Consider the following 13,840-nt stretch of genomic DNA (forward strand, 5'->3'; position numbering starts at 1 on the left):
CGGCAAAACCGGCTGCCGCTGTAACCCCTTTTGGCAAGGAGGTGAATGCGCTGGCGGCAAGGTCACCGACGTTTAGCCAAAACAACGGGCTGAAGCTGTCCCGTTCATCGCTTCAGCCTTCCTTATCATCAACGCCCCCTCACCACTTCTTCACCGTCTGGTAAATATCGAGGTCGAAATAGCCGTCGGCTTCGCAGTCGTTGAGATAGTGCTCATAGCTTACCCCCTCAACCGGCTGATAGCCGCTGGCCGGCAACAGCTTCTGGTAGAACTCGCCCCACACCCGCTCGAAGTCGCCATCGCTGATGCGCACGTGGTAGACCGCGTACTGCCCGGCGGGCAGCGTCTGCACGGTAACGCCCTCGCTCTCCGCCGGCAGCGCGAAATCGTCCGCCACGCTCATCACCACGTCGGCGCGCAGCTTTTCCGGCGCCACTTCCGCCGGATCGTCCCAATACAGCACCAGCCATTTGCCGAACGGCACGCCGTGGCGCTGCCGCCATGCCAGCAGTTGCTGCGAGCCCTGTGGGATCGTCTGCGGATACGGCCCCACGACTCTCACCCCCACCACCTTCTCCGCCGCCTTATCGATAATCCTCACGCTCATCGCCCTTCCCCCCCACATTGTCTCAGGCGCCGATTTCGGTACGTACGTCCAGCAGCTCGGGGAAAAAGGTCAGATCCAACGCCTTTTTCAGGAAGCTGACGCCGCTGGAACCGCCGGTGCCCGACTTAAAGCCAATGATCCGCTCCACCGTTTTCATATGGCGGAAGCGCCACAGATGGAAGCTCTCTTCGATATCCACCAGCTTCTCCGCCATTTCATAAGCTTCCCAGTAGGTTTGCGGGTTGTCGTAGATCACTTTGAACGCCGGCAGCAGATCCGGGTTGCGCTGGTAGGGCTGCGTCCAGTCGCGCTCGAGGCACTCCTGCGGGATCGGCAGGCCGTGGCGCGCCAGGTACAGCAAGTATTCGTCGTACAGGCTTGGCGCTTCGAGGATCGCCTTCAACGCGGCGTGTTTTTCCGCGTCGCTGCTGAACACCGCCAGCATCGCCGCATTCTTGTTGCCGAGCAGGAACTCGATCGAGCGATATTGGTGCGACTGGAAGCCCGACGAGCTGCCCAGCACGTCGCGAAACTCGACGTACTCCGACGGCGTCAGCGTTTCCAGCACCGCCCACTGTTCGAACAACAGCCGCTGGATCTGTTTGACGCGCGCGAGGATTTTGAAGCAGTGGCTGAGTTTGTCCTGCTGCACCAGCCGCAGCGCCGCCTGCAGCTCATGCAGCATCAACTTCATCCACAGCTCGGAGGTTTGGTGCTGTATCACGAACAGCATTTCATCATGATGCGGCGGGTTGGAGAGCGGGTGCTGGCAGTCCAGCAGTTGGTCCAGGCACAGGTAGTCGCCGTAGCTCATGCGTTTGGAAAAATCGGTGACAATCGCGCTTTCTAATTCCCGTTTGTTCATCTGTGATCTCCGTTGCGCCCAGCGCCCCATCGGCCTGGAACGTGCCGCAAAGAGAAAACAATAGTACAGAACCCGCCGCCCCGAAGGGCGATAAACGAGAGGTGCTTCGCAGATCTCACTCATCTGCGCCGCCCCTCTCGCCCCGCTTTACCCTATCAGCCCAAACAGGTCGTTGAGCGACTCGCTCATGGTCGGATGGGTGAACAGCTGATCGCGCAGCCGGGTATAGGGCAGCCCGGCGTCCATCGCCGTTTTGACGATGTTGATTATCTCGTGGGCATCGCGGCACAGCAGCGCCACGCCGAGGATCTGGCCGGTCTGCGCATCGACCACCGCCTTCAGCAGGCCGCGCGTGTCGCCCAGCACGCGGGCGCGCGGGATCGCCGCCGCCGGCAGCGTGGCGACCTTAATGTCGCGCCCCTGCTGCCGGGCCTGATCTTCGCTGAGGCCGATACGCGAGAAGCTGGGGATGATGAACACCGAGTAAGGCACTGCGCCGCGATCGGCCGTGCTGCGTTTACCCGCGCCGAACAGGCTGTCGCGCACAATGCGGAAATCGTCCAGCGAGATATAGGTAAACTGCGGCCCGCCGTTGACGTCCCCCAGCGCCCAAATATGCGGCACGCTGCTGCGCAGCTGCGCGTCCACCCGCACGGCGCCGCGCTCATCCGTCTCAACGCCGGCGCGCGCCAGCTGCAAACCTGCGGTGTTCGGCGCGCGCCCGGCCGCCACCAGCAGCACATCGAACGACTGCACGCCGCCCTGATGCACTACCTCAACGCCCCCTTCCACATCGCGCACCTGCTTCACGCCGGCGTTAAACGTGAAGCTGACCCCGGCGTCGCTCAGGATTTGCTGTATCGCCTGCGCCATATCGCGGTCTTCCCGGCCGAGCAACGCATCCGCCTCTTCGAATACCGTCACGGCGCTGCCGAACTGCGCGAACATCGAAGCGAACTCCAGCCCGATATAACCGCCGCCAATAATGCCCAACCGCGCGGGCCGCTGCGTCAACTGCAGCAGGCCGGTGCTGTCGTAACTCCGCTGCGAGCGATCCAACCCGTCGATCACCGGCCAGCGGCTGACGGCCCCGGTGTTGATGAAGATGCGCTCGCCGCTCAGCACCTGCGTTCCCGCCGCGCCCTGCACGCTGATGCGATGCGGATCGATAAACTCCGCCCGTCCGTCGATCACCGTAACCTGTTCAAGCCCCGCCAGGTTTTGATAGTTTTTCTCCCGCAGCAGGCCGGTCACCTGCCGCTTGCGCGCCATCGCCTGGCTGAACGCCTGTTCGCCCGGCCCGTGAAGCTCGGCATCGTGCACCAGCGTTTTGGTCGGGATGCAGCCGATGTTGATGCAGGTGCCGCCATACATCTGCGCCGACGCCTCCACCATCGCCACGCGCCATCCCTGCCCGGCCAGAAAGGCCGCCAGCGTTTTGCCGGCCTTGCCAAAACCGATGATAATCGCCTGATAATCGTACATTGTGTCGCCTCGTCTCATGATGTTCATCGCCGGTCAATCAGCGTATTGCGGCCTCAACTAACCGCTCCAGCGGCCTCAGCGCCGCGATCTGTCGTTCGTCGGCCCCGGCGCTCCGCTTCAGACTTTCCGCCGGGTGGTAGCTGACCTGCGTTTTGCCCCGTTCGTCTTGCGCAATCAGCACCCTGAACGGCAGATCCAGCGCCAACGCCGGCCGCGCCAGCATCAGCGGCGTGCCCGCCAGCGGGTTGCCCAGCACCAGCACCGTGGTGGGCGGCATCGCCAGATGATGCTCACGCGCCGCTTTCGCGTGATCGAACTCGGCGAACAGCGTCACGCCCTTCTGCTCGGCCGTGCTGATAATGCGCTGACGCGTTTGCTGATAAGCGTAGGCGCTCTCTACCGTTCGGGTTTCTTGCCCCATCGTCCCCTCCGCCACGGCAGAACAGGCCAGCATCATCAGGCTGCCGGCCACGGCCCGGTTCATGACGCTCATGCGACCTTCCCCCGCCACTGTTTCTCGAGCAAACTGCGCGCCGAATCCGCCATGATCATCACCGCGCCCGCCAACATCAGGGTGTCCTTCAGCACCAGGCGCCCGGCGCCGGAGAGATAAGGGAAACCGTGATGCGCATCGCCCAGCGCGGGCACCCAGGCCTCCGGGGTGGTGATCAAAAAGGTCAGCGTCACCAGCGGCGTGCAAAAGGAGAGTATGCCGCCCAATAGCCCCAGCCATTTGGAGAACGGGTTGGCCAGCACCAGCAGCGCGATCGCCACCTCCACCACGCCCAGGCCGTTGGAGAAGCCATAGGTATTGTTGGCCTGCTGCCAGGCGCGGGCGGCGAGGTTCAGTTCGCCTTCGTGCGTCAGGTGAGCCTGATAGTCCTGCGGCATGTCATAGAAAAACGACATCAGCGGGCTGTTGGCGACGAACGGCGTGATGCTGTCCGCTTCGTAAGGGATGAATTTGAGCAGGCCAATCCATAAGAAAACGATGGCGATGCTGAGGCGAATCAGCGTTAATCCCAGCTTGTCGCCCTTGCTCAGAAAGAATAGTATTTTCATTACCGGCTCCATGTCATTGATAACTCATGCATCGCAGCGGCGCCCTCCGCATCGCTGCACTATCGAACCGATCTTAGTGCTTCGCATTACGCCGGCCCATTGCCGAAACAATCAGCTTCTTAGCCAGGAGTCTCAAAATGGATCCGCTCAGCCAACTGTTGATGCTTAACGACATGCGCGGTTATGTGGCGCGCGATTGCCATTTCAGCGGCGAGTGGCGCTCGCCGCATGCCGCCGGGGAGTGGAGCCAGATCCGCTGGCACATGGTGCTGGCGGGCAGCTGTCGGCTGGAGATCCCCGGCGGCCGGCCGGTACCGCTGGAGCAAGGCAGCCTGCTGTTCTTGCCGCACAACTCCGCCCACCGCCTGCTGCCGGAGAGAGTCGACAGTGCCACGCACCTGCTGTGCGGCGTGCAAATCTTGCCGCACAGCGCGTCGCCGCTGCTGGCGAGCCTGCCGGAATGTTTGCTATTCAACAGCCGCCAACAGGGGCGGCTGGCGCTGCTGCAGGCGACCGGCCAGCTGCTGAGCGATGAGTTCAGCCAACAGGGCCAGGGGCACAACGCCATTGTCAGCCAGACCATGGCGCTGCTGTTCGCGCTGGCGATCCGCGCCTGGCTGGCCCAGCCAAATCAGAGCGGCAATCTGGTCGCCGCGTTGCTGCATCCGCAGTTGGGCAACGTGGTTGAACAGATGCTGCGCCGCCCGCAACATCCCTGGACGCTGGTTGAACTGAGCAAACAGGCCCATATGTCGCGCGCCAACTTCGCCCGCGTCTTTCGTCAGGTCACGCAGCAAACGCCGCTGCAGGCCCTTACCGCCATCCGCATGCAGCTGGCGGCCCGGCTGCTGGCGCGCCAGGCGTTGCCGCTGAGCCGTATCGCCGAACAAACCGGCTATTCGTCGGAGGTGGCGCTGCACAAAGCCTTCACCCGCCACTTCGGCCTGACGCCGGGAAAATTCCGCCAGCAGGCCGCCGATGCGCCGCCGGACGCTTGCCCGATCCCGGCGTAACCTCCCACCCCGCCTTACTGTTTAGTAAACAACTCGGCCGCCGCCTGACAACTCTCACAAATGCGCGATCCCATGCGGGTTTCGCCCCGGTTGCGGCTTGCCTGCGCCTGTCTTCCCTTATAGATTGCAGGCTAACGGCAGGCAGCAAGGTATCGGCAAATGGCAAATATTCGAGATGTCGCGCGGTTGGCCGGCGTGTCCATCAGCAGCGTGTCGAACCTGCTGAATAACCGCAGCCACCAGATGAGCGCGCAGACCCGTGAGCGCATCGAACAAGCGATGGCGACCCTGGGGTATCGGCCGGCCCGAACGGCGGCGACACCCGCGCCGCAGGCCAAGATCATCGGCCTGCTGCTGCCGTCGATCGTCAACCCGAGCTTTTCGGCGCTGGCGCATGCGGTCGACGGCGCGGCGCGGGCTTATCGCTACCGCGTCCTGCTCGGCAACGCCTACCGCCAGGAACAGGAAGAGGCCGCGTTTATCGACGATATGTTCCTGCATGGTGTGCGCGGCATCATCGTGGCGGCGAGCGACATTCGCCAGACCCATTTTGTTCGGGCGGCCGAGAGAGGCATGAAGATTGTCAGCTACGACAGCCCGTTCGCCGAGCCGATGGCCACCGATACCCGGCTGTTCGACAGCGTGTCGATGGACAATATCGCCGCCGGGCGCCTGGCCGCGCAGCACCTGCTCGAACGCGGCTGCCGACACATTGTGTTCGCCACCGAAGCGACGCTGACCGTCGGGCGCAGCCACAAGATCGACGGTTTTCTAAGTGCGCTGGGGCACAGCCTGAGCGAACGCCAACGGGTGATCGAAGGCAAAGCCAACAGCGCCTACGGCGACACGGAAATGTTCGAATTAGGGCTGACGCTGGCGCCGCGCGTGCTCGCGCTGACGCCGCGCCCGGACGGTATCGTGGCGATTAACGATGCGCTGGGCATCGGGCTGATGGTGGGGCTGCGCGCCGCCGGCGTCCAGGTGCCCGCAGACATCTCGGTGATCGGCATCGACAATATCGCGCTGGCCGGCCTGGCCGAACCGGGACTGACGTCCGTCAGGCCGCCGCTGGCGGAGATGGCGCAGCTGATGGTCGAGCGCCTGATCGGCCGTATCAACGATGATGCGCAACCGCCCGGCGAGTTTCTCTTCCCGCCGACGGTCATCAGCCGGCGCTCGGTCAAAGCCGCCGGCTAAATGAAATAACAGCGTCTTCCCCAGGCGATGCGCCGCGGCATCGTCCGGATCGGTGTCAGCCAAAACAAAGGAACAGGCCGTCGGGCTTAAGGGATGCTCGCGCCTCAATGAATCAGCGTCGTGCCGTTATTTAACGTTCAGCTCAGGGTAATGAGCCGGGCCTCTATTATTCCGATTAACCACATTGGAAATATCAAAATGAAAATAAGCAAGCCGCAGGATATTGAACGCAGCGCTATCAGGAAATTGACGCTGCATATTGTCCCCCTCATGATTTTATTGTATTTCCTGGCGTTTCTCGATCGCAATAACATGGCCTACGCCGCCAAAGCGCTGGAAGATAACCTGGGCCTGACCGCCTCGGCCTTCGGCTTCGCCTCCGGGGTTTTCTTTATCGGCTATTTCCTATTTGAAATACCCAGCAACGCCGGCACCATTAAATTCGGCCCGCGCATCTGGTTCGCCAGAATATTAATTTCCTGGGGCATCTTCGCGACCCTGCTCGGCTTTGTGCGCACGCCGCTGGAGCTGTATATCTGCCGTTTTATGCTGGGCGTATGCGAAGCCGGATTCTTTCCCTCGGTAGTGTATTACTTCACGGTGTTCTTTCCGGAAAAATACCGCACCAAAATTCTCGGCATGTTCATCATCGTCCAGCCGCTGTCCAATGCCGTCGGCTCGCCGATTTCCGGCTTTATTCTCAATATTCAGCATGACTGGTTCGGGTTCGCTCCCTGGCAGCTGCTGTTTATCCTCGAAGGGTTGCCGCCGATCGTCATCGGCCTGCTGATCCCGTTCCTGATCAAGAACTCGCCCAAGGACGTCGGCTATCTGAACGTGGAGGAAAAGGCCTGGCTGATGAGCAACGCCGGCCGCTCCAAATCCGGCTCTAAAATCACGCTGGGCGACTTCCTGAAAGGGATGAAAAACAAGAAATACCTGCTCTACGCACTGCTCAACTTCGGCATGGTGTGCGGCATTTACGGCTTCGGCACCTGGCTGCCGTCGATCATTACCGCCCTCTCCGGCGGCGATATCTTCCGCGTCAGCCTGCTGGCGCTCATTCCCTACGGCCTGGCCGCGCTGCTGGTGTACCCGTGGAGCCTGTGGGCCAGCAAAACCAAAAAGCTCGGCGTGTTCGCCGGCCTCAGCATGGTGCTCGCCGCCATCGGCCTGATGGGGGCGGTGACATTTTTTAAATACGATCCGCTCGTCGCGCTGTCGTTCCTGTGCATCGCCGCCATCGGCATCTACACCGCCGTACCGCCGTTTTTATCCATGCCCGCCAATATTTCCACCGGCGCGGCCGCGGCAGCCGGGCTGGCGGTGGTCAGCTGCATCGGCAATATCGGCGGCTTCGTCGCGCCTTATGCGGTGGGCGTGTTGAACGATCTGACCGGCAGCAGCGCGCCGGGGCTGTTTTTCCTGGCCTCGTGCCTGCTGGCCACCGGGTTGATCTGCATTTTCTACTGCGCGAAACAGCGTGAAGGCGTCATCAATACTTAACGAACCAATAAGGAGTCAATCATGGGCGATCTTGCGGGCAAAAAGGTGTTTATCACCGGGGCGGAACAGGGCATCGGCCGCGCCACCGCAGAGCGGTTGATCAAGGCCGGTTGCGACATCTATTTTCACTATCACAGCGACGAAAGCGGCCCCAAAGCGCTGGTGGCGCTGGCCCATTCATTGGGGCAAAAGGCCGCTTACGGCTACGCCGATCTCATCGATAGCGACGAAACGCGGCGCTGCGTTTCGGCCGGCGCCGAGTTTCTCGGCGGCATCGACATTCTGGTCAATAACGTCGGCGGCATCGTCGGACGCAAATGGCTGGGCGAGATCGACCGCGCCTTCTGGCAAACCGTGATCGACGTGAACATGACCACCATGCTGAACGTGACCCAGAGCGCACTGCCGTTCCTGAAGGCGGCAAACGGCGCCAGCATCGTCAACCTGGCGTCGCAGGCGGGCCGCGCCGGCGGGCACTCTGGCTCGCTGGTCTATTCCGCCACCAAGGGCGCGGTGCTCACCTGGACGCGCTCGCTGGCGGCAGAGCTGGGCGAATACGGCATCCGAGTGAACGCGGTGGCGCCCGGCCTGATCCTCGGCACCCGCTTCCATAATCGCCACACCACCCAGGCATCGGCGGAGGAAACCGTTCGCGCCATCCCGCTGGGCCGTGCAGGCACGCCCGACGACGTGGCGCGCGCCATCACCTTCCTGGCGGCGGAGTACGACGGCTTCATCTCCGGCGCCACCCTCGACATCAACGGCGGCATCTACCGCATGTAGTTCAACCGCGGGCGGCATGGCTGCCGCCCCCTCATTCAGGAATCGCTTTATGATCAAATCCGCCATCACCCACCCGCCGCTGCTCGCCGCGCTGGCGCAATGCGGGCATAAAACCCAGGTACTGATCGCCGACGGCAACTACGCCTGCGTGACGCACGCGCCGAAAGACGCCACCGTGGTCTATCTGAACCTGGCGCCCGGCACGCTCGCCGCCCCGCCGATCCTGGAAAAGCTGCTGGCCTGCATCAACGTGGAAAGCGCGGCGCTGATGGCCTGCCCGCCGGACTTCACCAACACCATCGAAGCCGAATACCGGCAGCTGCTGCCGGCGCAGTGCCCGGTCGAACATCTGCCGCGCGAGGCGTTTTACGCCGCGGTCAAATCGGATCGGACGCTGCTGGTGATCGCCTCCGGCGAGCAGCGCCGCTTCGCCAACCTGCTGCTGACGGTGGCGCCGGGGGTGTGAGAAAGGGACATGTCGATAGGATAAAAAGATGGGGCTCCCCCCCTCTTGCGGTTACAGATCCACAATCAGTTTTTCCAGTTCTCCTGCAAGAGCCGCATCGATATAGCTGGTAGCCCAACCAAACAGATAAGCGAATGCAAAAATGCCCACCGTCGACGACACCAGCGTCGGCGCGAAAAACGCGGCGATAGCGGAGAGCGTGTAGCCTGCCCCGATGGACAACCCGAGTGCCTCAAGCTGATTACGGAACGCTTTCCAACTGCCGGTAGAGAAACCCTCGATCGCGGCGTTTGTCAGGTCCGCCCCTTTAATCGCCCAATCCACGCCGGTAAACGCCTTGCCCAATACCCGCGCATTGCGGGCATACTGTTCCGCATCGATCTTTTTCAACCAGGCGACAATCGCCGCTTTATCCTGCGCCTTGAGCTTTTTGTTCAAGCCCTTCGTTAATTGCTCGTAGGTTTTTTCCGCATCCTGCACATTGCGGATATATCTGCCTTGAATTCCTGCCTCCAAATCCTTGGCGAGCTTGGCGTATTTCGCGCCGAGCTTTTCCGCGATATCTTTATTGATGCCGGCGGCCAGGCTGACGCCATCCTTGATCGCTTTTAATTCCGCATTTTGATATTCGACGAACTCCTTAACGATATTTTTTACCGAGCCTGGAGATTTCACCGGCTTACCGTTGGCATATTTCACCTCCATGCCATTCAGGTTATCCCCTCTCACCACGGCGATAAACGCGGGCCGGTTCTTATTGGCCTTATAGTAGAGACTGTAGGTCGCCATTCCGGCTTGCTTTTCCACCTTCAAATGATGAAAGCCGAAATAACTCCCGGTCGTGCGGGTCGTCGAGAACTCACCGCTTTTGCCGTTACCATGCCAGCCGTTGACGGGCCGATCGCGGTGTGAGTCTGTCACGAAACTGCCTAACGAGGAGGCGCCGATCTGCCCGGCGTTCAGGCCATTATTACCACCTTTACCCGGGGTTGAGGTCTTGCGCGCATGGCCGGTTTCGATATCCCCGATCGCCACCATTCCTCCCTTGGCGTTGACTCCCATAACCAGTCCACCCAGGCCAATGTGCTTAGCCTGATCGGCCGTCAGACCGGTGGCAGAAAGGCTCAGCGTGCCAGACGGGCTGACGCTTTCAATACGCAATTGTGCATCCGGGTTGATTCTGCGCGCCGCCTTGATCACCGCCGCCAGCTTCATGCGCAACGCCGGATCGTTTTGGATCGCCGCTATCTGTTGCTGTTCCGGGCTGTTGCCAACACTGGCGCCGCCGCGATCGCCGGAATGGCCCTTATCACCGCCCCCAGGTTCTGGGCCCGTACCACGTTCAGAACTCCAGTTAGTTCCATCCCCTTTACCGCCATAATTAAATCCAGGCATATGCTTAATCCTTATTTCTTTATTATCAACATGCCGAGAAATACGCACGACGTAATTCTCGGCAAACCAATTTTTAACTGCCCGTCCGTTATAGAAATTCACAGCAACAAGAACAATGCATGGTGGCTGTGTGGCAGATTAAACAAAGAGAAACGGCGTTAACGGTAGAAATATGACGACCGAAAAACTTGATAGTCATAAATAGAAGGCGCTTACAGGAGGGGGGATATGCTGCGGCTTCCGATCCCGATTCAGATAACAGCCGCACACGAAGTTGGCCCAAAAGTACCGAATGTGGTCACCTGCCCTACTCTTGCACGATGAGCGGATGGCAAATAATGGCTCCCGAACTTATCGTTAACAGGAGAGTGCAAATGAAAGCTTTGGTTCATGCCACCTTGCTGGCCGCCATGATGGGCGCCGCTTCCTTCAATGCATTGGCTCAGGAGACCGAAAACGTGAATAGTAAAACCATCAGGGCCATGTCGGGCGCCCCCGCCACCACTAACCTGTCCGCCGCCAAAACGGCGCTGATCGTGGTGGATATCCAGAATGAATATTACGCAGGCAGCGGCTTTCGCGGCAAAATGGTGATCCCGGATGGCCAGAAGGTGTTGGATAACAGTAAAAAGCTGGTTGAGTTCGCCCGCAAAAACGGCATGCCGGTCTATTTCGTGCGGCATCTGGGGCCGGCCAACGGCCCGCTGTTTGCCGAAGGCTCGGTCTACGCCGAATTCCATCAAGCGCTGCAACCCGCTAAAGGGGATGCGGTGATCACCAAAGCAACGCCGAGCGCGTTCATCGGCACCGATCTGGATGCGCAGCTGAAGAAGCAGGGCATCAAAACGCTGATTGTGGCCGGTTTGATGACGCACATGTGCATCTCTTCTACCGCACGCGACGCGGTGCCGCTCGGCTATGATGTGTTGATCCCGCAAGACGCGACGGCGACGCGCGATCTGGACGACGGCGCGGGCGGCGTGGTCGATCATCGCGTGTTGCAGCGGGCGGCGCTGGCCGCGGTGGCGGACGTGTTCGCGGAAATCAAAACTACCGAGGGCATCCTGGCGCTGCCGGTGACCAAATAAGATTCAGCGCGCCGCTCCCCGGCGGCGCGCACTGCAAGAGGCGTTATCGCGGATGAAAATAGGCATTGTAGTTTTCGACGGCATCATTCCCTTTCACCTTTCGGTGCCTTTTGCGGTGTTTGAAAAAGCGCTGGCGCCTTCAGGCGCGCCACTGTGCGAACTGACCCTGTGCGCCGCCGAGCCTGGCGAGCTGAAAACCAATGCCGGTTTTTCCATTGTGGTCAACCTTGGGCTCGGCGCGCTGAACGGCATGGACATGGTGATCGTGCCCAGTTGGGACGATCCGGCCCGCCAGCCGGAACCCGCGCTGCTGGATGCGCTGTGCCATGCCCATGCTGCCGGCGCCACCGTCGTCGGCCTTTGCATGGGCGCATTCGTGCTGGCGGCGGCGGGCCTGCTGAATCATCGCCGGGCCACTACCCACTGGCGCTGGCTGCCGGACTTTCAGCAACGTTATCCGGCGGTGCTCGTCGAAAATGACGTGCTGTATCTCGATGAAGGGGATGTCGTGACGTCGGCCGGCACCGCCGCCGGCATCGATTGCTGCCTGCACCTGGTGAGAAAACGCTGGGGGGCTGACATGGCGGCGCAGGCGGCGCGCCACCTGGTGGTGCCCCCTCACCGGCAAGGCGGACAATCGCAGTATGTCGCGCTGCCGGTGCAAAATACCCGCCAGGGGGATAACTTTTCCTTGGCGCTGGCCTGGGCGATGGAAAACCTGCATCAGACGCTGTCGTTGGATAGTCTCGCGCAGAAAGCCTGCATGAGCCGCCGCAGCTTTACCCGCCGGTTTCAGCAAACCACCGGCACCCGCTTTTCGCTTTGGCTGCTGAATCAGCGCCTCATCGCCGCACAGCGTTTGCTGGAAAAGAGCGACTGCTCGGTGGAAACCATCGCGGAAAAGGTCGGCTTTCCCTCTACCACCTCATTGCGGCGCCACTTTCTTAAGCAACTGAACACCTCGCCCTCGCGCTACCGGCGCGAGTTTCGCGGCGACAGCCGCACCACCGGTATGTCTGCCAGCCGGGTGGTGTAGGCCGGCGACAGCATTTCGCGCTTCATTTGCCACGGCTTGACGATCCCCTGCCCGGCGAACCACACGCGCCCGCGCCCTTCCTGATTCAGGCGATCGAGGGTCGCCATCAGCCGCTCGCTGTTGCGGCGCGGCGGGCAGTCGTCGAACAGATCGATCTGCGCCATGGCGGCGGCGCTGAAATCCCCCAGCACCACGCCGCCCTTCAGATAACGCCGCCCTTCCTGCCAGATGCTTTCCAGCGCGCGCACCGCCATGGCGATGATATCGCGGCTGTCGTTGCTCGGGGTTTGCAGCCGGGCGGTGCCCATATTGCTGTAATACCCTTCGCCCGCCGAATGCGGGCTGGTTTTGATAAACACCGACACGTTGCGGCAGTAGCGCTTTTCTTGCCGCAGCTTTTCGGCGGCGCGTTCGGCGTAGCTGCAGATCGCCTCGCGCATGTGCGGGTAGTGCGTCAACCGTTGGCCGAACGAGCGGGAACAGATGATCTGTTCTTTCGCCGCCGCCTCATCTTCCCATTGCAGGCACGACTCGCCGCGCAGCTCGCGTATCGTGCGCTCCAGCACCACGCTGAAGGTTTTACGCGCCAGCCGGGTATCGCAGTCCGCCAGCTGCAGCGCGGTGTGAATGCCCATCGCCTGCAGCTGGCGAGTCAGGCGGCGCCCCACGCCCCATACCTCTTCCACCGGGATCAGCGCCAGCAGCTTGCGCTGGCGCGCTGGATCGGATAAATCCACCACGCCGCCGGTGCCGCGCCATTTCTTGGCGGCGAAGTTGGCCAGTTTGGCCAGCGTTTTGCTCGGCGCAATGCCGACCCCGACCGTTAAATGCAGCTCGCGCCGGATGCGATCGCGCACCCGCTGGCCGAACGGCTCCAGCGCTTCGCAGTGCGCCACGCCGTCCAGCCGCAGAAAGGCTTCGTCCAACGAGTAGATCTCCACCGCCGGCGCCATCTCTTCCAGCGTATCCATCACCCGGCGGGACATATCGGCGTACAGCGCGTAGTTAGAGGAGAACACCGCGACGTTGCGGCGGCGCATCTCCTCTTTGATCTTGAAATAAGGCGCGCCCATCGGCACGCCCAGCGCCTTCGCCTCGGCGCTGCGGGCGATCACGCAGCCGTCGTTGTTGGACAGCACGATCACCGGCCGCCCCCGCAGATCGGGCCGAAAGATGGTCTCGCAGGAAGCGTAGAAGCTGTTGACGTCTACCAGGGCGAACATGGTTACCGACCTTTCATCGTCAGTGGGTTGTTATTCATAACGGCACCAGATTACTGTTCATACATACAGTATTTGTATTTTTCTGGCGACGATCAAGTAGAAACCACCCCATCG

At 61.3% G+C, this 13,840-nt stretch carries 14 protein-coding genes; 7 read left to right on the forward strand and 7 right to left on the reverse strand.

What is annotated here, in order from left to right; genetic code table 11:
- Positions 1–139: 139 nt before the first annotated feature.
- From sbmC to rclC, 5 genes are all read right to left on the reverse strand, one after another.
- Positions 140–607, reverse strand: a complete 468-nt coding sequence (gene sbmC, locus ACJ8IM_RS01920) for a DNA gyrase inhibitor SbmC (RefSeq protein WP_033647817.1) — start codon at positions 605–607, stop codon at positions 140–142.
- Positions 608–629: 22 nt separating this feature from the next.
- A complete protein-coding gene (gene kynA, locus ACJ8IM_RS01925; protein WP_033635042.1) occupies positions 630–1,472 on the reverse strand; it encodes a tryptophan 2,3-dioxygenase in 843 nt (280 codons plus the stop codon).
- Positions 1,473–1,619: 147 nt separating this feature from the next.
- Entirely contained in the window at positions 1,620–2,957 is a 1,338-nt protein-coding gene (gene rclA / locus ACJ8IM_RS01930) for a reactive chlorine resistance oxidoreductase RclA (protein WP_033653606.1), read from the reverse strand.
- Between the two features lie 37 nt (positions 2,958–2,994).
- Positions 2,995–3,411, reverse strand: a complete 417-nt coding sequence (locus ACJ8IM_RS01935; protein ID WP_223915833.1) for a DUF302 domain-containing protein — start codon at positions 3,409–3,411, stop codon at positions 2,995–2,997.
- 35 nt (positions 3,412–3,446) lie between these two features.
- The gene (gene rclC, locus ACJ8IM_RS01940) at positions 3,447–4,019 is read right to left on the reverse strand and encodes a reactive chlorine resistance membrane protein RclC (RefSeq protein WP_086556934.1); all 573 of its coding nucleotides are present in this window, start codon (positions 4,017–4,019) and stop codon (positions 3,447–3,449) included.
- Positions 4,020–4,156: 137 nt separating this feature from the next.
- On the opposite strand from rclC, the gene ACJ8IM_RS01945 reads away from it, so the two are divergent.
- The 5 genes from ACJ8IM_RS01945 to ACJ8IM_RS01965 all read left to right on the forward strand — a co-directional run bounded on the left by ACJ8IM_RS01945 (position 4,157) and on the right by ACJ8IM_RS01965 (position 8,984).
- The gene (locus tag ACJ8IM_RS01945) at positions 4,157–5,032 is read left to right on the forward strand and encodes a cupin domain-containing protein (RefSeq protein WP_051917620.1); all 876 of its coding nucleotides are present in this window, start codon (positions 4,157–4,159) and stop codon (positions 5,030–5,032) included.
- Positions 5,033–5,191: 159 nt separating this feature from the next.
- Positions 5,192–6,229, forward strand: a complete 1,038-nt coding sequence (locus tag ACJ8IM_RS01950; RefSeq protein WP_033653604.1) for a LacI family DNA-binding transcriptional regulator — start codon at positions 5,192–5,194, stop codon at positions 6,227–6,229.
- A gap of 270 nt (positions 6,230–6,499) precedes the next feature.
- Positions 6,500–7,735, forward strand: coding sequence for an MFS transporter (locus tag ACJ8IM_RS01955; RefSeq protein WP_172448737.1), 1,236 nt, complete (start codon positions 6,500–6,502; stop codon positions 7,733–7,735).
- Positions 7,736–7,756: 21 nt separating this feature from the next.
- A complete protein-coding gene (locus tag ACJ8IM_RS01960; protein WP_033653602.1) occupies positions 7,757–8,518 on the forward strand; it encodes an SDR family NAD(P)-dependent oxidoreductase in 762 nt (253 codons plus the stop codon).
- Between the two features lie 49 nt (positions 8,519–8,567).
- The gene (locus ACJ8IM_RS01965; protein WP_033653601.1) at positions 8,568–8,984 is read left to right on the forward strand and encodes an RbsD/FucU domain-containing protein; all 417 of its coding nucleotides are present in this window, start codon (positions 8,568–8,570) and stop codon (positions 8,982–8,984) included.
- 51 nt (positions 8,985–9,035) lie between these two features.
- On the opposite strand, the gene ACJ8IM_RS01970 is transcribed toward ACJ8IM_RS01965, so the two are convergent.
- Positions 9,036–10,379: a colicin-like pore-forming protein gene (locus ACJ8IM_RS01970; protein WP_033653600.1), complete on the reverse strand. Its 1,344-nt coding sequence runs from the start codon at positions 10,377–10,379 to the stop codon at positions 9,036–9,038.
- Between the two features lie 374 nt (positions 10,380–10,753).
- Between ACJ8IM_RS01970 and ACJ8IM_RS01975 the strand changes: the two genes are divergently transcribed.
- A complete protein-coding gene (locus tag ACJ8IM_RS01975; RefSeq protein WP_033653598.1) occupies positions 10,754–11,467 on the forward strand; it encodes a cysteine hydrolase family protein in 714 nt (237 codons plus the stop codon).
- Positions 11,468–11,519: 52 nt separating this feature from the next.
- Positions 11,520–12,503, forward strand: a complete 984-nt coding sequence (locus ACJ8IM_RS01980) for a GlxA family transcriptional regulator (RefSeq protein ID WP_101455502.1) — start codon at positions 11,520–11,522, stop codon at positions 12,501–12,503.
- On the opposite strand, the gene umuC is transcribed toward ACJ8IM_RS01980, so the two are convergent.
- Entirely contained in the window at positions 12,440–13,726 is a 1,287-nt protein-coding gene (gene umuC / locus ACJ8IM_RS01985) for a translesion error-prone DNA polymerase V subunit UmuC (protein WP_049196296.1), read from the reverse strand. The genes ACJ8IM_RS01980 and umuC overlap by 64 nt on opposite strands.
- Positions 13,727–13,840 lie beyond the last annotated feature (114 nt).

Origin of the sequence: Serratia sp. CY33525 (assembly GCF_052169115.1) — a bacterium.
In the GTDB taxonomy this organism is placed as follows: domain Bacteria; phylum Pseudomonadota; class Gammaproteobacteria; order Enterobacterales; family Enterobacteriaceae; genus Serratia; species Serratia sarumanii.

What these genes read in the sequence shown, in the direction of transcription:
- sbmC (WP_033647817.1), bottom strand. Translation starts at nt 607, where the DNA reads ATGAGCGTGAGGATTATCGATAAGGCGGCGGAGAAGGTGGTGGGGGTG.
- kynA (WP_033635042.1), bottom strand. Translation starts at nt 1,472, where the DNA reads ATGAACAAACGGGAATTAGAAAGCGCGATTGTCACCGATTTTTCCAAA.
- rclA (WP_033653606.1), bottom strand. Translation starts at nt 2,957, where the DNA reads ATGTACGATTATCAGGCGATTATCATCGGTTTTGGCAAGGCCGGCAAA.
- ACJ8IM_RS01935 (WP_223915833.1), bottom strand. Translation starts at nt 3,411, where the DNA reads ATGCTGGCCTGTTCTGCCGTGGCGGAGGGGACGATGGGGCAAGAAACC.
- rclC (WP_086556934.1), bottom strand. Translation starts at nt 4,019, where the DNA reads ATGAAAATACTATTCTTTCTGAGCAAGGGCGACAAGCTGGGATTAACG.
- ACJ8IM_RS01945 (WP_051917620.1), top strand. Translation starts at nt 4,157, where the DNA reads ATGGATCCGCTCAGCCAACTGTTGATGCTTAACGACATGCGCGGTTAT.
- ACJ8IM_RS01950 (WP_033653604.1), top strand. Translation starts at nt 5,192, where the DNA reads ATGGCAAATATTCGAGATGTCGCGCGGTTGGCCGGCGTGTCCATCAGC.
- ACJ8IM_RS01955 (WP_172448737.1), top strand. Translation starts at nt 6,500, where the DNA reads ATGATTTTATTGTATTTCCTGGCGTTTCTCGATCGCAATAACATGGCC.
- ACJ8IM_RS01960 (WP_033653602.1), top strand. Translation starts at nt 7,757, where the DNA reads ATGGGCGATCTTGCGGGCAAAAAGGTGTTTATCACCGGGGCGGAACAG.
- ACJ8IM_RS01965 (WP_033653601.1), top strand. Translation starts at nt 8,568, where the DNA reads ATGATCAAATCCGCCATCACCCACCCGCCGCTGCTCGCCGCGCTGGCG.
- ACJ8IM_RS01970 (WP_033653600.1), bottom strand. Translation starts at nt 10,379, where the DNA reads ATGCCTGGATTTAATTATGGCGGTAAAGGGGATGGAACTAACTGGAGT.
- ACJ8IM_RS01975 (WP_033653598.1), top strand. Translation starts at nt 10,754, where the DNA reads ATGAAAGCTTTGGTTCATGCCACCTTGCTGGCCGCCATGATGGGCGCC.
- ACJ8IM_RS01980 (WP_101455502.1), top strand. Translation starts at nt 11,520, where the DNA reads ATGAAAATAGGCATTGTAGTTTTCGACGGCATCATTCCCTTTCACCTT.
- umuC (WP_049196296.1), bottom strand. Translation starts at nt 13,726, where the DNA reads ATGTTCGCCCTGGTAGACGTCAACAGCTTCTACGCTTCCTGCGAGACC.